General features: G+C 67.5%; 20 protein-coding genes and 1 pseudogene. 6 read left to right on the top strand and 15 right to left on the bottom strand.

Annotation, left to right across the window (positions count from 1 at the left end; genetic code table 11):
• Positions 1-161 precede the first annotated feature (161 nt).
• The 4 genes and pseudogenes from NFL01S_RS07035 to NFL01S_RS07020 all read right to left on the bottom strand — a co-directional run bounded on the left by NFL01S_RS07035 (position 162) and on the right by NFL01S_RS07020 (position 5,621).
• Positions 162-449, bottom strand: a complete 288-nt coding sequence (locus NFL01S_RS07035) for a DUF1330 domain-containing protein (RefSeq protein WP_062972695.1) — start codon at positions 447-449, stop codon at positions 162-164.
• Between the two features lie 154 nt (positions 450-603).
• Positions 604-1,608 (bottom strand): adenylate/guanylate cyclase domain-containing protein, encoded by a 1,005-nt coding sequence (locus NFL01S_RS07030; protein ID WP_062972693.1) that lies wholly within the window; start codon positions 1,606-1,608, stop codon positions 604-606.
• Positions 1,609-2,811: 1,203 nt separating this feature from the next.
• A pseudogene (locus tag NFL01S_RS07025) lies at positions 2,812-4,866 on the bottom strand (CocE/NonD family hydrolase); the annotation flags it as partial.
• 143 nt (positions 4,867-5,009) lie between these two features.
• A complete protein-coding gene (locus NFL01S_RS07020; RefSeq protein ID WP_062972807.1) occupies positions 5,010-5,621 on the bottom strand; it encodes a class I SAM-dependent methyltransferase in 612 nt (203 codons plus the stop codon).
• 91 nt (positions 5,622-5,712) lie between these two features.
• Here NFL01S_RS07020 and NFL01S_RS07015 point away from each other — a divergent pair, with 91 nt between their 5' ends.
• Together NFL01S_RS07015 and NFL01S_RS07010 are read left to right on the top strand one after the other, a co-directional pair.
• A complete protein-coding gene (locus NFL01S_RS07015; RefSeq protein WP_033244170.1) occupies positions 5,713-6,294 on the top strand; it encodes a helix-turn-helix domain-containing protein in 582 nt (193 codons plus the stop codon).
• Positions 6,295-6,571: 277 nt separating this feature from the next.
• The gene (locus NFL01S_RS07010; protein WP_062972692.1) at positions 6,572-7,090 is read left to right on the top strand and encodes a C40 family peptidase; all 519 of its coding nucleotides are present in this window, start codon (positions 6,572-6,574) and stop codon (positions 7,088-7,090) included.
• 121 nt (positions 7,091-7,211) lie between these two features.
• Here NFL01S_RS07010 and NFL01S_RS07005 read toward each other — a convergent pair whose 3' ends face one another.
• From NFL01S_RS07005 to NFL01S_RS06975, 7 genes are all read right to left on the bottom strand, one after another.
• Positions 7,212-8,378: a thiolase family protein gene (locus NFL01S_RS07005; protein ID WP_062972690.1), complete on the bottom strand. Its 1,167-nt coding sequence runs from the start codon at positions 8,376-8,378 to the stop codon at positions 7,212-7,214.
• A 57-nt stretch (positions 8,379-8,435) separates the two neighbouring features.
• Complete coding sequence (locus NFL01S_RS07000; RefSeq protein WP_062972688.1) at positions 8,436-8,723, bottom strand: Fic family protein; 288 nt, start codon at positions 8,721-8,723, stop codon at positions 8,436-8,438.
• Positions 8,724-8,766: 43 nt separating this feature from the next.
• Positions 8,767-9,528 (bottom strand): respiratory nitrate reductase subunit gamma, encoded by a 762-nt coding sequence (gene narI, locus NFL01S_RS06995; protein ID WP_062972686.1) that lies wholly within the window; start codon positions 9,526-9,528, stop codon positions 8,767-8,769.
• 63 nt (positions 9,529-9,591) lie between these two features.
• Positions 9,592-10,263 (bottom strand): nitrate reductase molybdenum cofactor assembly chaperone, encoded by a 672-nt coding sequence (gene narJ, locus NFL01S_RS06990; RefSeq protein WP_062972684.1) that lies wholly within the window; start codon positions 10,261-10,263, stop codon positions 9,592-9,594.
• Complete coding sequence (gene narH, locus NFL01S_RS06985; protein WP_062972682.1) at positions 10,263-11,933, bottom strand: nitrate reductase subunit beta; 1,671 nt, start codon at positions 11,931-11,933, stop codon at positions 10,263-10,265. Before narH ends, narJ begins: the two co-directional genes overlap by 1 nt.
• Complete coding sequence (locus tag NFL01S_RS06980) at positions 11,933-15,628, bottom strand: nitrate reductase subunit alpha (protein WP_062972680.1); 3,696 nt, start codon at positions 15,626-15,628, stop codon at positions 11,933-11,935. Before NFL01S_RS06980 ends, narH begins: the two co-directional genes overlap by 1 nt.
• Before the next feature lie 140 nt (positions 15,629-15,768).
• A complete protein-coding gene (locus tag NFL01S_RS06975) occupies positions 15,769-17,004 on the bottom strand; it encodes a nitrate/nitrite transporter (RefSeq protein ID WP_245670550.1) in 1,236 nt (411 codons plus the stop codon).
• 395 nt (positions 17,005-17,399) lie between these two features.
• Between NFL01S_RS06975 and NFL01S_RS06970 the strand changes: the two genes are divergently transcribed.
• Together NFL01S_RS06970 and NFL01S_RS06965 are read left to right on the top strand one after the other, a co-directional pair.
• Positions 17,400-18,140, top strand: coding sequence for an RluA family pseudouridine synthase (locus tag NFL01S_RS06970; protein WP_062972677.1), 741 nt, complete (start codon positions 17,400-17,402; stop codon positions 18,138-18,140).
• Between the two features lie 553 nt (positions 18,141-18,693).
• Positions 18,694-19,470, top strand: coding sequence for a metallophosphoesterase (locus NFL01S_RS06965; protein WP_062972675.1), 777 nt, complete (start codon positions 18,694-18,696; stop codon positions 19,468-19,470).
• 4 nt (positions 19,471-19,474) lie between these two features.
• Here NFL01S_RS06965 and NFL01S_RS06960 read toward each other — a convergent pair whose 3' ends face one another.
• Complete coding sequence (locus tag NFL01S_RS06960; RefSeq protein WP_062972673.1) at positions 19,475-20,527, bottom strand: AraC family transcriptional regulator; 1,053 nt, start codon at positions 20,525-20,527, stop codon at positions 19,475-19,477.
• Between the two features lie 41 nt (positions 20,528-20,568).
• Positions 20,569-21,483 carry a cation diffusion facilitator family transporter gene (locus tag NFL01S_RS06955; protein ID WP_280508113.1) on the bottom strand — a complete coding sequence of 305 codons (915 nt, stop codon included), beginning with the start codon at positions 21,481-21,483 and terminating at the stop codon, positions 20,569-20,571.
• Between the two features lie 80 nt (positions 21,484-21,563).
• Between NFL01S_RS06955 and NFL01S_RS06950 the strand changes: the two genes are divergently transcribed.
• Together NFL01S_RS06950 and NFL01S_RS06945 are read left to right on the top strand one after the other, a co-directional pair.
• Positions 21,564-23,738, top strand: coding sequence for an ABC transporter ATP-binding protein (locus NFL01S_RS06950; RefSeq protein WP_084492478.1), 2,175 nt, complete (start codon positions 21,564-21,566; stop codon positions 23,736-23,738).
• Entirely contained in the window at positions 23,735-24,469 is a 735-nt protein-coding gene (locus NFL01S_RS06945; protein WP_062972670.1) for a CbiQ family ECF transporter T component, read from the top strand. Before NFL01S_RS06950 ends, NFL01S_RS06945 begins: the two co-directional genes overlap by 4 nt.
• 109 nt (positions 24,470-24,578) lie before the next feature.
• On the opposite strand, the gene NFL01S_RS06940 is transcribed toward NFL01S_RS06945, so the two are convergent.
• Together NFL01S_RS06940 and NFL01S_RS06935 are read right to left on the bottom strand one after the other, a co-directional pair.
• Positions 24,579-25,439: a CPBP family intramembrane glutamic endopeptidase gene (locus tag NFL01S_RS06940; RefSeq protein ID WP_157116312.1), complete on the bottom strand. Its 861-nt coding sequence runs from the start codon at positions 25,437-25,439 to the stop codon at positions 24,579-24,581.
• A gap of 3 nt (positions 25,440-25,442) precedes the next feature.
• Positions 25,443-25,625, bottom strand: coding sequence for an antitoxin (locus tag NFL01S_RS06935; protein ID WP_062972668.1), 183 nt, complete (start codon positions 25,623-25,625; stop codon positions 25,443-25,445).
• Positions 25,626-25,697 lie beyond the last annotated feature (72 nt).

Below are 25,697 nucleotides of genomic sequence, written 5' to 3'. Positions count from 1 at the left end.
GGGCCCCGGGTGGGCGCCGGCGTGGCCGCGCAACGGCAGCCGATACCCCGATTATCCCGGGTATCCGGTGGGTCCTGTGCGGCAGCGCAAAACAGCCCCGCCACGCTGGGCGATACGGTCTCCGCAACGACCGCCGGCGAATCAGTGCTACTGCGCCGCGGCTACAGGCCGTTGACGATCACCGCATTGCAATCGGCCGCCGCCTGCCGCAGCGGAATCGCGGCCTGGTATTCCTCGGATTCGTACCAGGCACGGGCAGCTTCCGGGGATTCGAACTCCAGTACCACGGTCTGGGTGGCGGGCCATTCCCCTTCGAGGACCTGCGCTTTCGTATCCACCGCGAGGACTTTCACGCCATTGGCCATCGCCTTTGCGGCGGCTTTGCCGTATTCGGCCATCCCCGCCGGATCCTTGATCGACTCGGTCACGATGACATAGCCCTTGGCCATCCCGGAACTCCTCACTCACACACGAGCCGGATACTTCCGGCTCCCCGACGACCATACTCACAACGTGATTTCCGAATGAGGGAATCTCATATGGTGAAACCGGCCGCCGCGCTCTCGACGGCGGGCGTCGCGATCCGGACAGCTTGCCGGATGTTCAGGACTTGCCGTTACGCCGGAGCAGATGCGGACGCAGCCGGTTGAAACCCCGGACCCGGACGCTGCGCAGATGCCGGATGCTGAACTCCGCCTCCCCTTCCAGCTCCGCGGCCGCGCCGTCGTCGACCAGGATCGTGCCCGGGCGGGCGACACCGGTGAGCCGGGCCGCCATATTCACCACCGACCCGTACAGGTCCCCGAAACGTTGCAGCACCGGCCCGTAGGCGATCGCCACCCGCAGTTCCGGAGTGGTACCGACAGTCATGGTGGATTCCTGGATCTCCAGCGCGATCCGGGCCGCGATCAGCGGGGATTCGGCCGCATACATGACCTCGTCCCCGACGTTCTTGATCACCCAGCCCCCGTTTTCGGTGATCGCAGCGGTGGTGGTGGATTCGAACGCCTCCAGCAGCGTGGACAACTCGTCGGGATGCAGATGCCGGGTGAGCCGGGTGTAGCCGACCATATCGGCGAACCCGACGGCCAGTGTCCGGGTGGAGTCCTGGGTCGGCCCGGTCTCCTGCAGATGGCGGATGAGCGCCGCATCCAGATGGCGCCGCCAGGCATAGGACAGCAGGCTTTCCATGAGCTCCACCGTTTCCGCGGTGGCATTGCGGGTGATCTCGTCGGGGTCGGCTCCCGGCCCGGCCGCCGCGACCCGCCGGTCGATCTCCTCGAGTACCAGGTCGACCTGCCATTCGGCCAGCCGCGCCATGGCCTGTCCGATGGTGCGGGCGGTCGCGGCCTGCTGCCGGGTACCGGCAGCGGACAGCACCTCGACCTCCCGGAACCGATGGATGGCCGCGATATCGGAATCGGTGTAATCGGGCGCGCTGTCGTCCTCGCTGGCCGGAAACCCCAGCGATACCCACAATCGGCGCGCCAGCTCGGGTGTCACCCCCGCCTTCTCCGCCACCTCTATGCGGTTGTACCGCCGGCTGCCGGCCAGCAGGCTCGTCTCCGCCGCCGACCGAACCAGTTCGGACCTCTCCTGCGACCCCATGCGCGCCACATTACGACCCACCGCCCGCTCCGCGGGCAAACCGGGCAGATCGACCGGTGATCTGCGTCATGCCACCTGTGGGCACCGGCCGGAATGCGTAGCCGCAAGCGCCCACGGCCCGTCGGATGGGCGCAAAGAGCCGCGGCCGCGGCGAAACCACGCCATCCACCGCGCCGCCTCGCCGGAGAATCCGGCAGCGACAGCGGTACCCGAGCCGACTGCCACAAGTCCGGCGTCGTACCCGTCGGGCGGCGATTCGGGAGGGTACCGGCACCACGGCAGCGGATGAGGTGTCGTGTCGTCGAGTGAGGAGTGCGGCGGCGACCGTGACGAACGCACGAACCACAGCCAACGGGCCCGGCCCCGGTCACGCCCGCCCCGTTGGCGCCGGATGGTCACAACGCCGCACGATCGGAGCGCGGTCGATGGCGCTCCCCTTGGGGAACGATGCCTCCCGGGCGCTGGGGCCCGGCCGAACTCACCGGCCGGAGATTCAGGACGGCCTCGGCACCCGGGCCGCAGGTGCGTATCGCGGCGCCGAACGAAGAGGGCGGTGGCGACCGACACAAGTACGCCGACCACTCCCGTCGGACGTCGGCGGCACACCCACAGCGGTGATGGCGGGCGACGATGACGCCGAGTAACTGCAGCGCCGGGTTATCGGACGGTGGTCGGTGAGATTCCGGGGGCGAGACCGTCCCGCACGATTCCGGCGGCGAGACCGTCCCGGGCGACGGCGGACCCGACCGATTGCGGCGCGGGATGGGTGCCGGGTGGATGCTACGGCTGCGATGTCGCGGATCGCGGTGAGGTGTACTCCGGGACCGGCGCGGGCGATCGGGACGGCGGGAGGGTGGGCTGCGAGCCCGGTTCCGCGGGCGCAGGGGGCGGGGAGTTGCGTACCGCCGGCGGCGGGGGTTGTGTGCTCTCGGCGCCCGGAACTCCGGCGGTCCGGGGTGTTTCCACCGACGGGGCAGCCGGTCGCGGCCCGCCGGGTTCGGTCTGCCCCGCGGTCGGTGCCGGAAGTACCGGGGCGGTGGGAGCGGCAGGGGAAACCGGCGCTCCTGCCGACTCCGGCGCACGTTCCGGGCGCGCGGTCGGCGCCGCCTGCCCGGGCGGAGCGGTGGACGTGCTCGGCGTCGAGGGGCCGGCAGGTTCCACCGCAGGTTGCGGAACAGCGGGCGGGCGGCCCGAAGTATCCGGCAGCGGGCGGTCGGTGGGGAGGTTGACGAAGCTGGGAGCGGCCGGGTCCAGCGCGAGATGCTGCGGTTTGAGTTCGGTGTCGTTGAGCATCGGCCGGAAGGCCAGCGCCTTGGGGGCGTTGGCGGCGAATACGTCGAGGCGCAGGCGGTGGCCGGGTTCGAGCACTGCCTGGGTGGGGATCACCCCGATATCGAGCGCGACCCGCTCGCCCGGCGGGACCGGCTGCACACTGTCGAGAGTGATCGGATTGAACGGGGCGGTGAGGTCGCCGTTGGGCGAGCGGGTGCTGCGGGCTTCGTCGATCGCGCGCAGGGAGGCGGTGAGCTGGCCGGTGCTCAGCACGGTAGAGGTACCGTCAGGCGAGACATCGTTCACCGTAACGCTCCAGTAGCCGTCGGCAGCGTCGTGCACCGTATTGAGATGCACGTTGATCGGGCCGGAAATCACGGTCCGTTCGGTGACTTCGGCGCTGGTGAAGGTGAGGGCACCACGTTCGGCAATCCGGGAATCCTTGGCGCACGCATCGAATACCGCACCGATCCCGGCCGACCCCTGCGCCATATCCCGCGAACAGAATGTGGCCAGGCCCGGCGCCACGGTGAGCTGGGCCTTGTCTCCCGGCCGGCCGATCAGCGATCCGTCGTGCACGCTTTCGGCGCTGGTGCCGCTGGGTGCGCCCGACAGATACACCCGCCGGTGCGCCATTCCGGGTTGCGGGAATTGTTCGAGGAAAACCCAGCCGCCCCCCTGTTCCCAGACGATCACGGGCCCGTAGTCGGCGATCCCGTTGTCGATATCCTTCAGCCAGTGGTCGAACCAGGCCCGCTGCAGGACATCGAGCCGCGGTGGTGCGCCGGGCCGCCCGGTGCCGGCTCCGGGATTGGCGTGATAGGTATCGCCGACGACGAGTTGTTTGTGGCCGGGCGGGAGCTGGATGTCGTTGTAGAGGGTGGTGGCACTGTTGGCGAAAATATCGTGCCAGCCGCCGTAGACGAAGGTCGGGACGGTGATCTTCGACGGATCGCCCATGATGCCCTGCCGGAAGGGGCTGTTCTCGTCCAGCGCCGCGGCCAGCGTGGGAGGCATCTTGTTCAGCGACGGTGTGAGCAGTGCCTGAGCGAGCAGGTCGTAGTTGGTGGCGGGATCGGCCAGCCGGTCGGCGAGCCACTGCCAGTCGAAGGTGCCGTTGAGCATCGACTGCACATCCGGCATGAGTTTGGCCTGATTCACCTGGTTGAGCCACAGTGGCAGAAAGGTCACACCGACACCACCGCCCGGCGCCACGACATCGCGCATGAGATCACTGCCGGGTTCCACCGGGAAGATGGCCTGCAACGGTGCCGGGGCGTTCTCGGCGGCGCGCAATTGGTTGATGCCGGAGTAGGAGCCGCCACTCATCGCGACCCGCCCGTTCGACCACGGTTGCTGCGCCGACCATTCGATCACCTCGCGGGTGTCGAGTTGTTCGCGCGCACCGAGGGTGTCCCACAGACCCTGCGACTGCCCGGTACCGCGTACATCCACCGAGACCACGGTGTATCCGGCGCGTACGAGTTTGCTGTCGAGTCCGAGCACCGTGGCGACGGTGCCGCCGTCGAGGGCGTGCAGCAGATCCTCGAAACCGCTGATCGGAGTACCGGACAGGTTGATCCGGTTCACCAGGTCCATGGTGAACCGCTGCGCCTCGGGGTTGTTCATCGCCGAATCGATGAGCGCGGACATCATTTTCGAGTACGGCGTCATCGTGACGATGGTGGGCAGCGGTTCCGTCTCCACCCGGTCGCCCGCGTGGGCGGGCCGGTACACATCGGCCTTCAGCACGACACCGTCGCTCATGGTGATGTGCACATCTTTGTCGATATGCACCTCGGGGTAGGGCTGCGGGCCGTCGTGGGTGCCGGTCCACTGCTGCGCGAGTTCGGCCGGAGATGCGGCCGGCGCGGTGTCGCGGCTGACCGGATGCCGGGCGGCCTGCACTATCACCAGGACTACGGCGAGGGCGACAACGGTGATCGCCGCTGCGGCCGCGAACCCGTGGATCCGGTACAGCCGCATGAACAACCCTCCACCTCATGGTTCCGGTTTCCGCGCACAGATGCCGCCGACGATAGCAATCAGCTCTCGCCGCAGCGTGTACCGACGCGCGGAGTCCGGATCCGGGTGGTGGTGGCGATATTCCGGCGCAGGCCGCCGCGGCCTCAGTTCGCGCGACGCAACCGGAGGACGAGATCCTTGATCTGATGGCCGGCCGCGGGACGATTACGGTCGCGTCGCTCGTCCACCTGCACCGTCCACCGGTCGTCGAGCAGGCCGAGGATATCGGCGGGCAGGTAGTAGGCGTAGGGGTCGAACCGGGGCCCATGCCCTTCCTGCTCGTGCGAATGTTCGTCCGGTTCGGGGAATTCGGTCGGGTCGTGAGCTACGAACAGCAGCGTGCCACCCGGTGCGACCGAGTCCAGCAGACCGCGCACGGTGGCGTGATCGGGTTCGTGTGCGATCGGGAAGTAGTGCGCCGACACCAGATCGAACGAGCGGGCCGGCAGCGGCGTGACGGTGATATCGGCCTGCCGCCACGAGATCTCCGGATGCCCGGCGGATGCGCGTTCGATCGCCACCTTCGAAATGTCCACCGCGGTGACCTGCCACCCACGCCCGGCCAGCCAGTAGGCGTCGGCTCCTTCACCGCAACCGAGGTCGAGAGCCTGACCGGGTGTCATCCCGGTCACCTCCGTGACCAGAGCGTCATTCGGCAGGCCGCTGAATCTCTGCTCGCTCTCGCCGTACATATCGTCCCAGAACTGCTGGTCCATCCGTATCTCCTGATCTGCTCGGGGCTTGTTCTCCAGCATCCGGAGGTAGCGACATCTTGACAAATAAATTTGCCATAACTGCAATAGAGGCATGGATCCGGAGTTCGGCGATGTCATCGACGCAATCGGCCCACGGCTGCGTGAGCTGCGGCGACGTAACGGCACCACCCTGGCTGCGCTGTCCGAACTCACCGGCATACCGGTGAGCACGCTGTCCCGCCTGGAATCGGGCCAGCGTAAACCCAGCCTCGAACTGCTGCTACCGCTGGCCAAGGCGCATCGCGTCCCGCTGGACGAACTGGTCGCCGCGCCGGAAACCGGCGACCCCCGGGTCAACATCCGCCCGATCACCCGGCACGGCCAGACCCTGATCCCACTCACCCGTAAACCCGGCGGCCTGCAGGCCTACAAGCAGATCCTGTCCGGCCGGTCCTGGGCCGAACCCGATCTGCACACCCATGAGGGATATCACTGGCTCTATGTACTCAACGGCAAGATGCGCCTGATCCTCGGCGACCGGGATATGGTGCTCACCCCCGGTGAGGTCGCCGAATTCGACACCCATCTCCCCCATTGGTTCGGCAATGCCGACGAACATCCCGTCGAATATCTGAGCCTCTTCGGACCGCAGGGCGAACGTTTCCACATCAAGGCGCGGTACCGCCCGTCGTAATTCCGATACGCCTCATACGCTGGACCGATACAAACCGTTACCGTTCCGTTAGCCAACTTGTCCGTGTCGTTTCCGAAGCCTGCGCGACGGACGGCGAAACATGACTCCCCGGGTTTGCAGGACCGACATATAGCTGTGGTGTATTTCCAACGCTGTTCGAGTAGTCGGTGAATTCCTAGCCGCGTAATCGGCGGTGAAAGTCTTTGCGATCCACCGGCTCTCGACCTGAGCACGGAGGACCGCAATTATGGAGTCAGTACCGCTAGTCCGAAAACGTATGGCCGTCATGGCCGTTCTCGCCGCGGCGGCGGCAGGTTCCGTTCTCTGCACCGCCGCACCCGCCGAAGCCCGGCCGGTCACAGTGCCCGGTCTAGGTGTTTTCGAAGTTCCCGACCATATTCCGCTACCGTCCGGGGTCCCCGGTATCACCACCCCGGAACCGGCGCCACAATTCACTCCCGCCCCGGGCGATCTCGCAATCCAGGCGGCGCGCAGCAAACTCGGCGCACCGTATGTCTCCGGCGGCACCGGACCCAACACCTTCGACTGCTCCGGACTGGTGAAATGGGCGTACCAGCAGGCGGGCGTGGATGTCCCCCGCACCAGCTGGTCCCAACTCTCCGCCGGCACACCGGTCCCGCTCGACCAGCTACGTGTCGGTGATGTGATCTCCTACAGCGGCGGCGGGCATTCCGCCCTCTACGCGGGTGACGGGCAGGTCATCCACGCCGCGACCACCACCGTAGAGATCTCGCCCATGTCGTATTCGCCCGTGGTCGGAGCACGCCGCTACTGACCCGCGGCCGCGTCGTGGCCCCCTTCGCCGGCCGCAAGCCCGAACCACAGCCGGGCCCGCGACGCACCGATGGACCGCCACCTCCCGGCCGTACGGCCGGGAGGTGGCGGTCCGTCCGGTATCAGAGCCGTTCGACGATGGTGGCGTTCGCCAGTCCACCCGCTTCGCACATGGTCTGCAGCCCGTAGCGGCCACCGGTCTGCTCGAGGTGATTGACCATGGTGGCCAGGATCCGCACCCCCGAGGCACCCAGCGGATGCCCCAGCGCGATCGCCCCACCGCGCGGGTTCAGCTTCTCCGGATCCGCGTGCAGTTCGTGCTGCCACACCAGCGGCACCGGGGCGAAAGCCTCGTTCACCTCGTAGGCGTCGATATCGTCGATCGTCAGACCGGCCCGGTCCAGCACCTTCTTCGACGCCGGGACGGGTGCGGTCAGCATGAGCAGCGGATCGTCGCCGAGCACCGCGAACGAATGGAAACGGGCCCGGGGGGTCAGGCCCAGCTTCGCCGCCATCTGCTCGCTCATGATCAACGCCGCCGAGGCGCCGTCGGTGAGCGGCGAGGAGTTACCGGGAGTGATCGACCAGGTGATCTCCGGGAACCGCTGCGTGTACTGCTCGTCGGCGAACGCCGGCTTCAGCCCCGCCAGCTTCTCCGGGGTGGATCCGGCCCGGATGGTTTCGTCCGCGGCGAGTTCCCCGGCGGCCACCAGCTCCCGGTCGAATCCGCCCGCCGCCGCGGTCTCGGCCGCCAGCCGATGCGAACGCGCCGCGAAGTCGTCGAGGGTCGACCGGTCCAGCTTCCACCGCGCGGCCAGGATCTCGGCCGCGATCCCCTGCTGCACCAGCCCCTCCGGATACCGGTGCGCGATCGGCCCGCGGTTCGCGTCCTGTCCCTGCGCGTTGGAGAACATAGGCACCCGGCTCATCGACTCCACGCCACAAGCGATAGCGATGTCATAGGCCCCCGACATCACGCCTTGCGCCGCGAAATGCGCCGCCTGCTGACTGGACCCGCACTGCCGGTCCACGGTCGTCGCCGGCACCGACTCGGGGAACCCCGCCGCCAGCACGGCAGTCCGCGAAATATTGAACGCCTGCTCACCACTCTGGGTGACACACCCGCCCACCACATCGTCGACCAGCGCCGGATCCAGATCGTTGCGCTGGATCAGCTTCTCGAGCACCCCGGCCAGCAGGGTCGCCGGATGAACCCCCGACAACCCCCCGCCCATCTTGCCTTTCCCGGACGGCGTGCGAACCACATCGACGATGACCGCGGACTGCATGGATCCCTCCTGACCTGCTCGGCACGACCACAGAGTTAGTGACCGTTCGCGATTAAGTTAACACTGATTCGCATCCGTTGGCCAGAATCGGGCGCTCCGTACCCACCCGTCCGCCGGCCCACGCCGCCACTGCCCCGCCGGCTTTTGCGTGGAATAGCGATGTCGCTGCAACATCCGATGCAGAGCATTGAACAGGCCATTGCTGAAACCGAAATCCCCGACATCGTGAAGCGTTCGGATGTATGTCAACATCTGCTCATCGGCGAGCGTCTCCGCCCGGTCCTCTTCGGAGACATCCACGTCACGCTCACCCGCCATCAAGCCTTCGACATCAATGGTGGGCAACCTCGACCCCTTCGATGGAATTCGACGTCGGCCCCTGGACTTCCTACTGAATCCGCTCCCAGCCGCGCCGCTCACGCCGGGACCCCAGCTCCACGTCGCGACTCCGGTAGACGATATAAGGCCTGGTCAGATAGCCGACAGGCATGGAAAACACGTGCACGAGGCGGGTGAACGGCCAGAAGCCGAACAGGATCCAGGCGGCTATCACGTGGAGCTGGAAGCCGAGGGGGGCGGCGAGGATCAGGTCGGTATCGGGGCGGAAGGAGAGGATGGAGCGGAACCAGGGGGAGACGGTGTGGCGGTAATCGTGGGGCCGGCCGATGGCATTGCTGATCACGGTGGTGCCGAAACCGAGGACGAGGGTGCCGATGAGCAGAACGTACATGATCTTGTCGTTGCGGGTGGTCGCGGAGAACACCGGCCCCGTGGTGCGGCGGCGGTAGATGAGGATGGCGGCGCCGATCAGGGTGGCGGCGCCGGCGAGGACGCCGAGGCCGACGGACAGTGCGTGGTAGACGGGTTCGCTGATACCGACGGCTTCGGTCCAGCCCTCGGGGATGAGCAGGCCGACGATATGGCCGAGGATCACCAGCAGGATTCCGAAATGGAACAGCGGGCTGCCCAGGCGCAGCAGACGGTTCTCGTAGAGCTGCGACGAACGGGTGGTCCAGCCGAACTTGTCGTAGCGGTAACGCCAGTAGTGGCCGACGAGGAAGATGGCGATGGAGGCGTAGGGCAGGGCCACCCACAGGAGAATGTCGACTGTGGTGAGCTGTTCGGCCGCCGCGTGGAAGGTTGTATTCATCGACGCACCTCCGTGAATTCGGCGTCGCCACCGGCGGCGTGGGGTCTGGGATACCTATCCGGGTCAGCGAGGAACACGGCTTCGGCGCTCTCGCGGCATGGCTGGGTCGGGAAGGTATTGAGGTGGAGTGAAGGGGGCCAGACCGACGGATTCCTCCGGGGGTCCTTCGGCGATGAGGCGGGCGATGGCGTCCTCTTCGCGGCCGGCCAGGGCCGGGAGGGTCGCGAGTACCGAATCGAGCACATCGGCCCAGGGCGAACCGGTTTCGTGGAGTCCGCGGCACATCAGTTCCAGGCCCGCGCGATGCTCGGTGAGCAACCGCACACCGGTTTCGGCGTGCCCGGAGGCCGCGAATTCCAGAACCACGCAGAGATGGTCGGGTAGCTCTTCCTCGCTCAACCGGAGCCCTGCCGCCTGGTAGGCCTGTTTGAAACGCAGCAGCGCCACCCCGCGTTTACGGGTATCGCCGTAGGCGAAGTAGGTGAGGTAGGGGCTGAAGCGTTTGCGGTGGTCGAAGGTGGCGACATAGTCGGCGGCCAGTTCGAACAGGGAACTGCGTTGCACGTGGGCGAGAAACCGGGCCAGCGGATCGCCGACCGGTGGCGGCAGGGTCGCGGCGACCGCGCCGAGCAGGTGCAGGTTGCGGTGCAGCGTTTCGTCCGGATACCCGACCAGCAGCGATTGCGCCTGCCATGCGGCGGACCGGCGGGCCGGGTCGATCTTCACGGTTTTCATCAGGGCCGCTCCGATCCGGACGGGGTGTCGTCGGTGGGCGGGAAGAGGCCGTCGGGGGCTTTACCGTCCCAGTTGAGCAGGTTGACCCGGCCCTGCCCGCGCACCGCGGTAGGCGCGTCGGCGGTCTGCCGGTTGCGCAGCATATGAAAGTTCTCGACGGCGATCGGTGCCGGTCCACCGGAGCTCTCCCCGAACGGACCCGACGCGGTCATGCCCGGGCCGCCTTCGTAATCGAGGCTGCATTCGGTGGCGAGTTCTTCCAGACCGTGTGCCTGTTCGGCGTGTGCGGGCGGAATAACGTAGCGCTCGTCGTATTTGGCGAGCGCGAGCAGGCGGAACATATCGTAGACCTGCTCGCCGGTCATCCCGACCGCCTCGGCTATCCGCTCCCGGGGCTCGCGGCCGAAATTGATATCGCGCATATAGCTGCGCATGGCGGCGAGCCGGCGCAGGACATCGGTGACCGGGGCCGGATCGCCGGCGGTGAACAATTGGGCGAGATAGTCGACCGGGATGCGCAGCGCCTCGATGGCGGCGAAGAGGTTGTCGTAATCCTCCGCGTCGTGACCGGTGTCGCGGACGATATCGACCACCGGTGACAGTGGCGGGATATACCAGACCATCGGCATGGTGCGGTATTCCGGATGCAGCGGCAGCGCGACCTGGTAGGTGTTGATGAGCGCGTATATCGGTGATCTGTCCGCGGCTTCCACCCAGTCGTAGGGTATTCCGGCGCGTTCGGCTTCCCGCCGGACCTCCGGATCGGCCGGGTCCAGGAACACATCGCGCTGCGCCTGGTAGAGCCCCTGTTCGTCGGGAGTGGCGGCGGCTTCCAGCACCTTATCCGCGTCGTAGAGCACCAGGCCGATATAGCGCAACCGGCCCACGCAGGTTTCCGCGCAGACGGTGGGCAGCCCCACCTCGACCCGCGGAAAGCAGAAGGTACATTTCTCGGCTTTTCCGGTGCGGTGATTGAAATACACCTTCTTGTACGGGCAGCCGGAAACACACATACGCCAGCCGCGACAGCGGTCCTGATCGACCAGGACGATCCCGTCCTCGCTGCGTTTGTAGATGGCGCCGGAGGGGCACGATGCCGCGCACGACGGGTTGAGGCAGTGTTCGCAGATCCGGGGCAGGTAGAACATGAAGGTCTGTTCGAATTCGAACCGGACCTTTTCGGCGAGTTTGCCCAGCAGCGGATCGCGGTCGCCGTATTCGGTGGCGCCACCGAGGTCGTCGTCCCAGTTCGCCGACCATTCGATTTTCGTATTCTTACCGGTGATCAGCGATTTCGGCCGGGCCACCGGAGTGTGCCGCTGGGCGGGTGCGGTGGTGAGGTTCTCGTAGTCGTAGGTCCAGGGTTCGTAGTAGTCGCCGAGTTCGGGCAGGATCGGGTTGCTGAAGATGGTGAACAATTTCCGCCATCGGCCGCCGCCTTTGAGTTTCAGGTTCCCGCGACGGTTCAGCTCCCAGCCCCCGCGCCATTTCTCCTGATCCTCGTAGGTGCGTGGGTAGCCCTGTCCGGGCCGGGTTTCCACATTGTTGAACCAGACGTATTCGACACCGGATCGGTTGGTCCACGCCTGCTTACAGGTCACCGAACAGGTATGGCAGCCGATACATTTGTCGAGATTCATCACCATCGCCATCTGCGCCATGACCCGCATCAGTAACTCACCTCCTGACCGCGACGACGGATCACCGTCACCTCGTCGCGTTGATTTCCGGTGGGACCGAGATAGTTGAACGCGAAGCTGAGCTGGGCGTAGCCGCCGATGAGGTGGCTGGGTTTGATCAGCAGGCGGGTGAGCGAATTGTGGATACCGCCGCGCTGCCCGGAGGTTTCGCTGATCGGGACGTCGATCAGCCGGTCCTGCGCGTGATACATGTACACCGTGCCGGCCGGCATCCGATGCGAGACCACGGCGCGCGCCACCACCACACCGTTACGGTTGACCGCCTCGACCCATTCGTTGTCCGCGACCTCGATCTTCGCCGCGTCCTGCGGTGACATCCAGATCGTCGGACCGCCCCGGGACAGGCTCAGCATGAACAGGTTGTCCTGGTATTCGGAGTGGATGGACCATTTGCTGTGCGGGGTGAGGTAGCGGACGGTGACGCCGAGTTCGCCCACCGAGCCGATACCCGGTTCACCGAACAGCGCCGCCATATTCAGCGGCGGACGGTAAACGGGCAGCCCCTCGCCCAGTTCGGCCATCCAGTCGTGGTCGAGGTAGAAATGCTGGCGGCCGGTGAGCGTATGCCACGGTTTGCGGCGTTCGACATTGATGGTGAACGGGGAGTACCGCCGGCCACCCGACTCCGATCCCGACCATTCCGGTGACGTGATCACCGGGACCGGCGCGGCCTGGGTATCGGCGAAGGTGATGCGTTTGCCCTCGTGTTCTGCGGCCAGATCGGCCAGCGGCACGCCGGTGCGCTGCTCCAGCGAGCGGAAACCTTCGGTGGCGAGGCGGCCGTTGGTGGTGCCCGACAGCGCCAGGATCGCCTCGGCGGCCTGGATTCCGCGCTGTAGTGACGGTCTGCCGTCGGCGGGGCCGCCGCGGATCATGCCGTTCTTGTGCCGTAGATAGTCGACCTCGGGGGCGAGGTCGAAGGTGACGCCCTTGGTGGTGGCGCCGAGTTTTTCCGCGAGTGGCCCCAGGGCCCGCATCTTGGCGCCCACAGCGCCGTAATCACGTTCGACCACGACGAGTTTCGGCATGGTGACGCCGGGGACCGGTTCGGTTTCGCCGTACTTCCAATCCGCGACCCGGCCGTGCGGTGTGGCGAGTTCGTCCGGGGTGTCGTGCAGCAGCGGTACCGCGACCACATCCTTACGCACCCCCAGCCGCGGCCCCGCGAGCTCGCTGAACTTCTCGGCGATCGCCTGGAAGGCGTCCCAGTCGCTGCGGGTCTGCCAGGGCGCTGCGATGGCCGGGTTGAACGAATGCACGAACGGGTGCATATCGGTGGTGTTGAGGTCGTGCTTCTCGTACCAGGTGGCGGCGGGCAACACGATATCGGAGAACAGGGTCGTACTGGTCATCCGGAAATCCAGGGTGAGCAGCAGATCGAGTTTGCCGCGCGGGGCCTCGGGCCGCCACACCACATCGCGGGGCCGAGCACCGGCCGGGGTGGGCGAGGCGCGCAGCGACGATTCGGTGCCGAGCAGATGTTCCAGGAAGTATTCGTTGCCCTTGGCCGACGAGCCGAGCAGATTCGCCCGCCACACGCTGAGTACACGCGGGAAGTTCTCCGGCGCGTCCGGATCCTCGCAGGCGAACCGCATCCGGCCGGCCCGCAGTTCGGAGACCACGTACCCGGCCAGTGATCCGCCGTCGGCCGCGGCCGCGTCGACCAGGTCCAGCGGATTGCGGTCGAAGGTCGGATAGGACGGCATCCAGCCGAGCCGCGCCGCCTGCGCGATCACATCGGCGGTGGTCATATCGGCCAGGCGACCGCCGCCGTGCGCGGCCGAGAGGGTGTCGGCGCCGAACCAGTCGTAGCGGAATTGATCGGAATGCAGGTACCAGTAGGCGGTCTGGATCATCTGCCGCGGCGGACGCGACCAGTCCAGCGCCGACGCCAGCTGGGTCCACCCGGTCACCGGCCGGCATTTCTCCTGACCCACATAGTGCGCCCATCCGCCGCCGTTGACGCCCTGGCAGCCGGTGATCGTGGTCAGGGTGAGGAACGCCCGGTAGATGGTGTCGGAATGGAACCAGTGATTGGTGCCGGCGCCCATCACGATCATCGAACGGCCGTGGCTCTCCTCGGCGTTGGCGGCGAATTCGCGCGCGATCCGCAGCACCGCGGCCGCTGGAACCCCGGTGATCGATTCCTGCCAGGCCGGGGTGTAGGGCTGGGCGGGGTCGTCGTAGTCGACCGGCCACAGCCCCGGCAGACCTGCACGGTGCACCCCGTACTGTGCCAGCAGCAGATCGAAAACCGTGGTGACCAGGTGCCCGTTCACCCGGCGTACCGGGACGCCACGCTGTACGGTCGCGCCTTCACCGCCGGTGGTGTCGAAACGCGGCATCAATACGGTGACCGCATTGTCACCCAGCAGGGTGAGCTGCGGCCGGACCCCTTCGAGGTCGAGATTCCAGCGGCCGGCCCCGCTTTCACCGAAGCGATACCCCAGCGAACCGTTCGGCACCACCGGCCTGCCCTCGGTGTCGAGCACCACGGTCTTGAATGCCGGGTTCTCGGTTCCGAGGTATTCGTCCAGATCGGCGGCGGTCAGGAACTTTCCCGGTAGGTAGCCGCTGTCACTCTCCTCCAACCGCACCAGGAACGGCAGGTCGGTGAACTGCCGGATATAACTGGCGAAGTAGGGCACCTCCCGTTCGACGAAGAATTCCCGCAGCACCACATGCCCCATCGCCATCGCGAGGGCGCCGTCGGTGCCGGGGTGCGGGGCCAGCCATTCATCGGCGAATTTCACGTTGTCTGCGTAATCCGGGGATACCGCCACAACCTTCTGCCCCCGGTACCGAGCCTCGGCCATCCAGTGCGCGTCCGGGGTGCGGGTCACCGGCAGATTGGATCCCCACATGATCAGATAGCCGGCATCCCACCAGTCCCCCGACTCCGGCACATCGGTCTGGTCGCCGAACATCTGCGGTGACGCGACCGGCAGATCGGCGTACCAGTCGTAGAACGACAGCATCGCCCCGCCGATCAGCGATACGAACCGTGCCCCCGAGGCATGCGACACCATCGACATGGCCGGGATCGGTGAGAAACCCGCGATCCGGTCCGGGCCGTACCGCTCGATGGTGTGGATATGCGCGGCGGCGATCATCTCGGTCGCCTCGTCCCAGGTCGCCCGGACCAGGCCGCCCTTACCGCGCGCGGCCTTGTAGCGCCGGGCCGATTCCGGATCCTCCACGATGGAAGCCCAGGCGCGTACCGGGTCACCGATGGCATTCTTCGCCGCCCGGTACATCTCCAGCAGCACGCCGCGGATATACGGATACCGCACCCGGGTCGGCGAATAGGTGTACCAGGAGAACGCGGCACCACGCGGGCAACCGCGCGGTTCGTATTCCGGTTTGTCGGGGCCCACCGACGGATAGTCGGTCTGCTGCGTTTCCCAGGTGATGATCCCGTCCTTGACGTAGATCTTCCACGAACACGACCCCGTGCAGTTCACACCGTGTGTGGACCGCACCACTTTGTCGTGACTCCAGCGGTCCCGGTAGAACTCGTCCGCCTGCCGCCCACCGGTTTCGAACATCGACCGCCGGTCCGGCGAGACCTCGGCGCGGGTGAAGAACCGCCGGGTGCCCACGAGCGCGTCGGTGAGCTCCCCGTCGAGCCGTGTCCCGCCGGAGCCGCGTCGCCCACCGGTCATACGACCTCCTCGCAAGAGTGCACCTGTGATTCACGCAGACCGATACGGGGGTGACGCATCGCGAGACCTCCCGGGAGCGGGGTACATCGGTGGAGGTGTCGCATCATCGGTACTCCTTCTGCATCGTCGATCGGGACGCCTCAGCTCCGTTGCCGGGCAACTTCACGCCGCACGACTGTGAGGGTGAAGACGAGCGCGGCCAGCGCGACCGCGGCCAGCGCGAGCAACCCCGGGCCGTAATCGGCGGTCGATTCGTAGATGGCTCCCATCACCAGCGGCGGTACGAAACCGCCCAGACCGCCGGCGGCGCCCACGAACCCGGTGATGGACCCGACCTTTCCGGGCGGCGCGATCTGCGCGACCAGTCCGAAGGTTGCCCCACTACCCGCCCCGAGGGCCGCGGCCAGCACGAGGAAAGCGATGGTGCCGACCGGTATCAGGTCCGGGGTGGCGGCCTGTACAGCCGCGGCGGCGACCACGAAACCGAGGGTGGTGGCGAGTACCACCGGTCCGTTGAACCGGTCGACCAGCCAGCCGCCGACCGGCCGCATGATCACCGCGAGCAGCACGAACCCGGCCATTCTGTTGGCCGCGTCCGCCTGGGAAAGGTCATAGGCGGTGCGCAGATAGGACGGCAGGTACACCGAGAACGCGACGAACCCGCCGAAGGCGACGGCGTACAACGCCGAGGCCTCCCAGGTAGCGGGCAAGCGCATGGTCTGCTTCAGCCGAGTGGTCATCGACTCGCTGGGTGCGGTCCGGCCGGGAGCGTCGCGCAGCAGGAACCATGCGACGATCGCGTAGACGGCCAGCGCGGCGGCGCACAGCAGGAACGGGGTGGCGGTATCGCCCATATCGACCAGTTGCACGGTGGTGAGCGCGCTGATGGCGGTACCGCCCATCCCCATCCCGTACACCCCGATCGCCAGTCCCTGCTTCTCCGGCGGGAACCAGCGGCTCACGAACGGCACCCCGACCGCGAACACCGTGCCGCCGACTCCGAGGAAGAATCCACCGATCAGCAACGCCGCCAGCGCCGAATGGCCGACCAGCCCCAGGAACAGCACCGGCACCACGGTGATCAGCGAAACCACCGGGAACATCAGCCGTCCGCCGTAGCGATCGGCCAGCGCCCCGACGGGGATCCGGCCCAGCGATCCCACGATCACCGGAACCGCCACCACCAGCGACTCCTGGAACGAACTGAGTCCCAGTTCCTCCCGTAGACGCGGTGCCAGCGGGCTGAGCAGGGCCCACGCCCAGAAGTTGAGCGCGAACCCCACGGTCGCCAGGACCAGCATCAGGGTGCGTCCGCCGGACACGGTGTGATCGCCGGCGACGGCGCGGACGGCGTTCAGCGGAGTCGAAGAGGCCACCATTGCTCCCGGGAAGGGTCGGTCCGGCAAGCTCTTTGCGCCCAGTCCACAACCGCTCGACGGGCGATTTCGGTCCAACGCGACCGGGGACCACGATCCCGTCCCGGGCCGCCGTGTTGCGCTATCGGTGACTCATGGCCGTACGGTCGATCCGCCCGATGGATACGGCCCGGCTCGCGTCGCGCGGCCGGACACCGGGCGGAACCGAGCCCCGGCGACAACCGGGTGGCTCCATCGGCCGCCTCCACTCGACCTGGGCGAAGGCGGCGGCACGCCATATTCTGCCTGCAACATTGCGAAGTTGTCGGCCCATCCAGGATTCCGGGAGTTTCGTGCGGACGGCTGATCGCGGTCCCTGCCGACCCCGGCTCGGGCCCCGGCTCTACGCTCGACCGGTGGATATCGACTGGCCCGAGCTGCGGGCGCGCTGCCTGCTCACCGAGGACGAGGCGATTCTGGCGTTGAACAAACCCGCCGGGATCTCGGTCACCGGGGAGCGGCACGACACCGATATCGTCGCCGCCGCCGAGGCCACGGGCGAGAAGTTGTATCCGGTGCACCGGATAGACAAGGTCACTTCCGGTCTGGTGCTGCTGGCCCGGCAGCTTCCCGCGCACGGACAGCTGACCCGCCAGTTCAACAAGCAGACGGCCGAGAAGACCTATCTGGCCGTGGTCGCCGCCGGACCGGAACCGCTGCCCGACCGCGGGGTCGTCGAACTGCCGCTCAGCGTCGGCCGGAAGAACCGGGTCCGGGTGGCCGCGCCTCGCGAGACGATCCAGCGCACCGGGGACCGCTGGTCCGTCGCCGACGCCGACCTGCTGAACACGAAGAACTACCCTTCTCGCACCGAGTTCGCCGTCGTGGCCCGGCACAACGAGCACACCGTCGTGGCCCTGCACCCGATCACCGGCCGCCGTCATCAACTCCGCGTACACCTGGCCTGGATCGGCTACCCCATCACCGGCGACCCCCTGTTCGACCGCACCGGCACCCATCCCCGCACCCACCTGCACTCCTGGCGCCTGCGCCTCGGCGCGGACTGGCGTCCCGACGGCCGGCTCGACCTGGAAGCACCGCCCGACCAGGATTTCTGGACCCCGCTCCCCCACCCACCTGTCACCTTGCCCGTTTGATCACGGACAACTTCGATCGGCCACCATATTCATCCCCGCGCTCAGCCGGTCCGTACCAACCGGCGGTGGGCCGACACCGATTCCGCGCCACACGGCGCACCGTGTCCACCGCGACTGTAATGGACGTCACTGGTCGTCGGCCCGTACACCGGCCGTGCTACGAGCACGCACGCTGGTCGGTCGGCCATATGTCCGCCGAGGACGACGACCGGCTTGCCGCGCTCACTCGCCGCGGGTGCTCTCGAGCGGGGACAGCACCCGGTACACGCGAGATCGTGCGCACTGTGTCGACACCACCCGATTCAGGGCGGGTAGGGCTCCTGGGCACACAGCGGCTGTCGGACGGCGGCCGCGTCCCGGGACAATACACACCGGGACAGGTAGTGGCGTGCCTCATATCCCTGCCGTTGCCGCCGGCCGACTGTCCTAAGCTGGGTGGCGTGACATCGGCTCACGGAACCACCGTGGTGCCGAGTTCAGCGAGGCCCTGGGGGGACGCCAGAGGGGCCGGACCTCGCGCGCCGGAGGCGCGCCAATAGACACAGGAGCACCGATGATCCTGGTGGCTCAGGTCAGCGATACACATTTCGATCTCGGTACCCGTAATACCGAGCGCGCGCAACGGGTGATGGCCTATCTGGCGGATCTGCGGCGGCGGCCGGATGTGATCGTGGTGACCGGCGATATCACCGATTCCGGGAAACCCGAGCAGTATGCCGAGGCCCGGATGTCGCTACAGGCCGATCTGCCGGTGCTCGCGATTCCCGGGAACCACGACGAACGGGCGGCGTTCCGGGAGGTACTGCTGTCCGGTACGCCCTCGGACGATCCAGTGAATCAGGTGCACCGGATCGGCGCGCTGACCTTGATCATGCTGGACTCCAGTGTCCCCGGACAGTCGGGCGGCCGGCTGTCCGACGAGACCTACGACTGGCTGGACGACACCCTCGCCGCAACCTCGCCCGACTCGGCAGTGCTGCTGGCCCTGCACCATCCGCCGGTTTTCCTGCACAGTCCGATCGTGGACACGATCGCGTTGGACGATCCGCAGCGGCTGGCCGCGGTGATCACCGGTGATCGGCGCATCATCGGGACCATGGCCGGGCACGCGCATACCGCCGGGGTGAGCACTTTCGCAGGCAAACCACTGCTCATCGGCCCGAGCACGGCCTCGGTGCTGGGCGGCGAATGGGAACTCGCACCACCCGAGCGGGTGATGGACTACGGGCCGGATCCGTCGGTCGCCCTGCACGTGATCGACGACGACCACCGGCTGATCACCCATTTCCGCAGCGTCCCGATGGGTGGGTGGATCGCGAGCCCGTACTGATCGTTCAGTACCGTCCGGCGCGGGACCGCCGGTAAGCGGCGGGGGTCGCGCCGGTCCAGCGTTTGAAGGCGTAGATGAAAGTGGAGGCCTCGGCGTAGCCGAGCCGGATCGCCACATCGCTCACCGACAGCGGGGTGGTGGTGAGCATTTCCTCGGCCAGCGCTTGGCGTACCTCGTCCAGCAGCGCGCGGTAACTGGTACCCGCGGCATCGAGGTGCCGGCGCAGGGTGCGGGTGCTCAGGTTCAGGTCGGCGGCGACGGCGTCGATACCGGGCGGTGCGGTGAAACCGTCCAGCCCGCCCCGGGGCACCAGCCGGGCCCGGACCTCGGCGGCGATCCCGGTGCGGGCGCGGCGCCGATGGACCAGGTCGCGGCATTGCGCCAGGCAGATGGCCAGGGTGTGTTCGTTGGCCTGCGGGAGCGGCTGATCCAGAATCGCGGGATCGAGGGCGACCAGGTTTTCCGGGCGTCCGAACCGCGGCGGGGCCACGGTGACCGCGGCGATCCGGTCGGCGTAAGCGGGTTCGGGGAAGCGGAATTCGGCCCGGATCAGTTCCAGGTGCCGGCCCAGCAGATCGCTCATCACCTGATGCATGGCGGTCACATCGCGTTCCACCAGGAACTGCCGGAGATCGGCCGGAACGGAATCGTCGAGGATCCGGCCGACGAATTCGCCGTCCTCCCACTGCGTCACCGGCAGGCAGAAGGCGAAGCTCAGTTCCATATAGCGCAGGGCGAAATCGATCGCCTCGGCCAGGGTGGGACTGCTGACGCAGGCGAAACCGAAGATACCGAAGGTGGTGATGCGGTAGCGGCGGCCCACTTCGATCCCCATACCGGGACGGTCGAGCTGACGCACCAGATTCCGGACCACCGCGAGTTCGGTATGGGCGTCGATCTGGGCGTCGGGGTCGCGCAGGCGGGCCTCGGTGAGATCGGTGCCGCGCAGCAGGGCCGCGGGCGCAACCCCGTGTTCGGCCCCGTATCCGACCATCAGCGCGACACTGGCGACACCACGCGGGAAATCCCAGTCCCGGACCGACGGACGCTGCACCATACCGTCATTATGGCCGAATATCTCTATCGGCCGGACGGCGGCTACCAGGACAGTTCCGTACAGCGACGCGCGGTGTCGGTGGTCTCGATCTGCAGGGTGGCGTGCTCGATATGGAAACGCTCGGCGAGCAGGTGCTGGGCGGCGCGCAGGATTTCGTCGCGCATATCCGGACCGGACGTGGTGATATGCGCCGAGGCGACCTCCATTCCGGAGGTCAGGGTCCACACGTGCAGATCGTGGACATCGCAGACCCCGGGTACCGCGGCGAGTTCGGCCGCCACGGCCTCGACGTCGAGTTCTTCCGGGCTGTGCTGGAACAGGATCCGCAGCGAGCGGCGCGCCAGCAGATAGGTCCGGGGCAGCACCCACACACCGATCGCCACACCGACGACCATATCGGCGTAGTACCAGCCGGTGGTGAGGGTTATCGCCGCCGAGATCAGCACCCCGAACGACCCGACCATATCGGCGAGGACCTCGAGGTAGGCGCCGCGCACGTTGAGGCTTTCCGCCGCGCCGCGCCGCAGCAACAAGAAGGACACGATATTGGCGGCGAGACCGGCCACGCCCGCCAGGAGCACCGGCACCCCCGGGACCTCCGGCGGTTCGCCGAAGCGGCGCACCGCCTCCACCAGGACATAACCGGCCACTCCGAACAGCAGGACGGCATTGGCCAGCGCGGCGATCACCTCGGCGCGGTAGTAGCCGAAGGTGCGGGTGTAACTGGGCCGGGTGTTGCGGGCCAGCAGGATGGCCGAGAGCGCCATCGCGATACCGACGACATCGGTGAGCATATGCGCCGCGTCGGAGAGCAGTGCCAGCGAACCGGTGGCCAGCGCGACCGCCGATTCGACGAGCATGAATGCGGCGCCGATGGCCAGCGCCAGCGCCAGGCGTCCGACATATTTCCCGGAGGCACTTTCGGGTGATATCCGATGCGTATGATCATGTCCCACGCAGACAACATATGCGTTGATGCGCATGCTTGCAATACCGTCGATTCGCGCCGGGCCGAGCGGCTGGCAGACTTGACGTCGTGAGTGATCAGCCCGCTACCGCCCGGCCCGGCGCATCCGACCGGCCGGCCCGCGACCCCCGAGCCGCGGCATTACGGCCGATCGAGCTCGCCACCGGCGCGGTACTGGGCGGCGCGACCGTCGGACTCGTCACGGTCGGCTCGGTGATCCCGTTCGCCGCGGCACTCCAACTCGTCGCTGCCGTCCCCATGGGTCTGCTGGCACACCGGTATCGGTTTCGTGCCCTGTTCACCGCCTCCGTCTCGGCGGCCCTGGTCACCTTCGTCGCGGCCGGACTCACCGCCGCCATGGCCATGGTCGCCACCGCGACCATCGGCGGTATCGTCGGCACGGTCAAACGCCGCCGCGGCGGCCTCATTGCGGTCACCGGACTATCGGTCGTCGCAGGTCTCGCCTGGGGCGCATTCTCGATTGGTTTCCTGCTCGTCTTCTCCGCCACCCGTGACCTGCTGTTCGACAACATCCGCAATACCGCCACCGGCCTGGCCGACCTCACTTCCCGGCAAGCCCAGCTGGCACCACTGGGTCGCGGTGTACTCGACGTGGCCGAGGTCGTCCTGCAGTGGTGGTGGATCTACATCGGCGCCACCGTCGCCATCGGCACTGTGGTCACCGCACTCGTTTCCTGGTTCGTGCTCGGCTCCGTGCTGGACCGGCTCACCTGGCTCCCCGGCGCCGACCGGCTGGACGCACCCGCCGACGATCGCCCCATCGCGCCGCTACCGGTCACGCTGCGCGGGGCCGGCTACCGCTATGCGGGCGCGGACGACCATGCGCTGGCGGGGATCGACCTGCGCGTGGCAGTCGGCGAATTCGTGGCCGTGGTCGGGCACAACGGCTCCGGGAAATCCACCCTCACCCGGCTGCTGGCCGGTCTGCCACCCAGCAGCGGCACGGTGGACCGGCCCGGATCGGCGGGCCTGGGCCATCTCGGGGGCACCGCCCTGGTGCTTCAGCGACCGGAAAGCCAGACCCTCGGGGTGCTGGTCGCCGACGATGTCGTCTGGGGACTGGCCACCGAACTGGCGGCCGAGGTCCGGATCGACGATCTGCTGCGCGAGGTCGGGCTCGACGGAATGGGCGCAAGAGAAACCGCGACCCTGTCCGGTGGCCAGCAGCAGCGACTCGCCGTGGCAGCCGCGCTCGCCCGGCGGCCGGCGCTGCTCATCGCCGACGAAGCCACCTCCATGATCGACCCGGACGGCCGCCGCGAACTGGTGGCACTGCTGACCGAACTGCCGAAACGACATCCCATGGCAGTGGTGCTGGTGACCCACCACGAAGCCGACGCGGCCGCCGCCGACCGCGTGATCCATCTCGCGGACGGCCGGATGGTCGACCGCCTGCCCGCCTGGCCGAAACCGGCCCGCGCGCACCGCCGCCACCCCATGGGCGCTCCGATTCTGGAGCTGCACGGCGTCCGGCACACCTACAACCGCGGCACACCGTGGGAAGCGCAGGCCCTGCACGGGATCGACCTGACGGTCTCCCGCGGGGAAGCGCTGCTGGTGGTCGGCGGGAACGGATCCGGAAAATCGACCCTGGCCTGGATCATGGCCGGACTCATTGCCCCCAGCGCCGGCCGTTGCGAACTGGCGGGGAAACCCGTCAGCAAACAGATCGGCCGGGTAGAACTGGCCTTCCAGCATTCCCGCCTGCAACTGCAACGCCATACCGTCGGCGAAGAGATCGCCGACTGGGGCGGAGACGGCACCGGATCGGGAACGGTCGGCAAGGCCCTCGACGCCGTCGGCCTGGACCGCTCGCTGACCACCCGCTCCATCGAAGAGCTCAGCGGCGGTCAGGCGAAACGGGTGGTGCTGGCCGCCATCGTCGCCAGTCATCCACAGGTGGTGGTGCTGGACGAACCGCTGGCCGGCCTGGACCCCGAGGGCCGCGCCGATATCGTCGACCTGCTGGCCCGGCTCCGCGACTCGGGGCTCACCCTGATCGTCATCTCACACGATGTCGAGGATGTCGCGGCCATCTGCGACCGCACCGTCCACCTGCAGGCCGGACGTATCCCGGAAACCGAAGCCGCACACATCCCGGCCCCGGAACCGGACGCCGATACCGCGCCCATCCCACCGGTCCACTCACCCGGACAAGTGCGCCACCCCGCCCCGGGCGCGGCATGGCGGATACCCGGCGACGCCCGAGGAGGTGCCCGATGAGCACGGTACTGCTGCGCCAGGTCCCGGTCGCCAGCCCGATCCACCGGCTCTGGGCCGGCACCAAGATGATCGGTGTCTTCCTGATCAGCCTGCTGCTGATGTTCCTGCCCAGCTGGCCGATCCTCGGCGTCACGATCGTCTTCCTTATCGCGGTCGGAGCCCTCGCTCGCCTCCCCCTCGGCGTCGTCCCCCGGCTACCGTGGGTGTTCTGGCTGCTGATTGCGCTCGGCGCGGTGATCAGCGCACCGGTCGGCGGGGTTGCGCTGCTGCGCTACGCGCAGGTAGTGGTCTTCGGGCTCATCCTGCTGTCGGCATCCATGCTGATCGCCTGGACCACCCCGATGAGCGAAATCGCCCCCGCTCTGGCGACCCTCGGCCGCCCACTGCGCAAACTCCGGGTCCCGGTCGACGAACTCGCCGTCGTGGTGGCACTCACTCTGCGCGGACTACCGCTGCTGCTCGAAGAGATCCGGGTCCTGCGCGCCGCACGCCGGCTACGCCCCAAACCGGATCTACTGCACCGCACCACCGACCCGCTGATCGATATCCTCACCGCTGCCATGGCTGTGTCGACCCGCCGCGCCGGCGAACTCGGCGAAGCCATCACCGCCCGCGGCGGGACGGGCCGGCTCACCGCCCGCCCGGCCGGTCCCGGCCGCAACGATGCGGTCGCCCTGGCCGTGGTCGTGGTCGTATGCGCCGGAGCTCTCACGCTCGACCTGCTGACCTGAGCCGACCCGGAACCTGGCTCACGGGGCACGGCTCACGACGTAGACGCCCGGATCTACCGGTACGGCCCTCTCGGCAGACGCACCGATGCGTCCCGTACGCCGTGGTAGTTCAGCTGTTCCGGGCCGGCAGCAGGCCGCGCCGATGCCCGATAGACAACAGCAGCACGGTCGCCGCCGAGCAGACCAGTACCGAGACAACGCTCGCTTCCGGACCGAAACTTCCCCCGGACAGCCAATCCGGCCCTGCCGTCACCGCGGTAACCAGAGATTCGCGCGCCTCGCTCCCAGAAGTGACGGTGCCGAAAATCCCGACCGTAGCGGCGTTCCAGCCGAAGTGCAGGCCGATCGCCAGCCACAGCGAGCCCGTGGCAAGGTAAGCAGCACCGAGCAGCAGGCCCGCCTCGACGGCAATCGCGATCGCGCCCCAGACCGAAGCATCGGGATTGATCAGATGCACGAGGCCGAAGAGCACGGCAGAAACGACAAGCGCGACCACGGTCCCCCAACGCCCCCAGAGGAGCCGGAAGACGATACCGCGGAAGAAGACTTCCTCCGCGACCGCGATGGCGCACATGGTGCCGGCGACCGCGAAAGCACCGAATACCGACCCCCACCCGCTGATTCGGTACACGCCGGCGAGGGCAAGGAAACCGATCGCCACCGCCGCAAGGCCGATTCCGGCCACTGTGCCGACCACGAGGTGGAGCCCGCCGCCGCGACGAGGGAACTCGACAACACGACGCCGCTCGATACGGCGTCCCGCCCATATATAAAGCCAGATCACCACGCACGCCAGCACAGGACCGACGAGGACAGCAGCCATCGGGTGACGAACCGATGAGGCAATGGAATTCGAGACGAGCATCACGACGGCGAACCCGACGACCATGATGGCCACCCGGCCGATACCCGGGCCGTTCGGAACGCCCGCAGCAACCCGCGCCCGGGACTCCCCCCGGGCGGAGCTCACCACCTATTTCTGCTGATCACGTACGGCCTTTCGGGCGGCCTCCTGCGCCTTGTCCACCTGCGACGCGTATTTTCCGCCGGTCTTCTTGTCCACCGCGTCGCCGACCTTCTCGATCAGCGGGTCGACCTTGCTGGAGTTCTTGCGTGCCAGACTCAGCGCTTTGTCGGCCAGCCCTTTGAAATCCATGGTGTGCTCCTCATTCCCACTCGCTACAGAGGTAACGATACCCAGGGGGGTCACGGCGAGCGGGGGAACTGC

This window comes from Nocardia flavorosea NBRC 108225 (assembly GCF_001613385.1).
Lineage (GTDB): Bacteria > Actinomycetota > Actinomycetes > Mycobacteriales > Mycobacteriaceae > Nocardia > Nocardia flavorosea.
This window is presented reverse-complemented; position numbering and strand designations above follow the sequence as displayed.

What these genes read in the sequence shown, in the direction of transcription:
- NFL01S_RS07035 (WP_062972695.1), bottom strand. Translation starts at nt 449, where the DNA reads ATGGCCAAGGGCTATGTCATCGTGACCGAGTCGATCAAGGATCCGGCG.
- NFL01S_RS07030 (WP_062972693.1), bottom strand. Translation starts at nt 1,608, where the DNA reads ATGGGGTCGCAGGAGAGGTCCGAACTGGTTCGGTCGGCGGCGGAGACG.
- NFL01S_RS07020 (WP_062972807.1), bottom strand. Translation starts at nt 5,621, where the DNA reads ATGGACCAGCAGTTCTGGGACGATATGTACGGCGAGAGCGAGCAGAGA.
- NFL01S_RS07015 (WP_033244170.1), top strand. Translation starts at nt 5,713, where the DNA reads ATGGATCCGGAGTTCGGCGATGTCATCGACGCAATCGGCCCACGGCTG.
- NFL01S_RS07010 (WP_062972692.1), top strand. Translation starts at nt 6,572, where the DNA reads ATGGCCGTCATGGCCGTTCTCGCCGCGGCGGCGGCAGGTTCCGTTCTC.
- NFL01S_RS07005 (WP_062972690.1), bottom strand. Translation starts at nt 8,378, where the DNA reads ATGCAGTCCGCGGTCATCGTCGATGTGGTTCGCACGCCGTCCGGGAAA.
- narI (WP_062972686.1), bottom strand. Translation starts at nt 9,528, where the DNA reads ATGAATACAACCTTCCACGCGGCGGCCGAACAGCTCACCACAGTCGAC.
- narJ (WP_062972684.1), bottom strand. Translation starts at nt 10,263, where the DNA reads ATGAAAACCGTGAAGATCGACCCGGCCCGCCGGTCCGCCGCATGGCAG.
- narH (WP_062972682.1), bottom strand. Translation starts at nt 11,933, where the DNA reads ATGCGGGTCATGGCGCAGATGGCGATGGTGATGAATCTCGACAAATGT.
- NFL01S_RS06980 (WP_062972680.1), bottom strand. Translation starts at nt 15,628, where the DNA reads ATGACCGGTGGGCGACGCGGCTCCGGCGGGACACGGCTCGACGGGGAG.
- NFL01S_RS06965 (WP_062972675.1), top strand. Translation starts at nt 18,694, where the DNA reads ATGATCCTGGTGGCTCAGGTCAGCGATACACATTTCGATCTCGGTACC.
- NFL01S_RS06960 (WP_062972673.1), bottom strand. Translation starts at nt 20,527, where the DNA reads ATGGTGCAGCGTCCGTCGGTCCGGGACTGGGATTTCCCGCGTGGTGTC.
- NFL01S_RS06945 (WP_062972670.1), top strand. Translation starts at nt 23,735, where the DNA reads ATGAGCACGGTACTGCTGCGCCAGGTCCCGGTCGCCAGCCCGATCCAC.
- NFL01S_RS06935 (WP_062972668.1), bottom strand. Translation starts at nt 25,625, where the DNA reads ATGGATTTCAAAGGGCTGGCCGACAAAGCGCTGAGTCTGGCACGCAAG.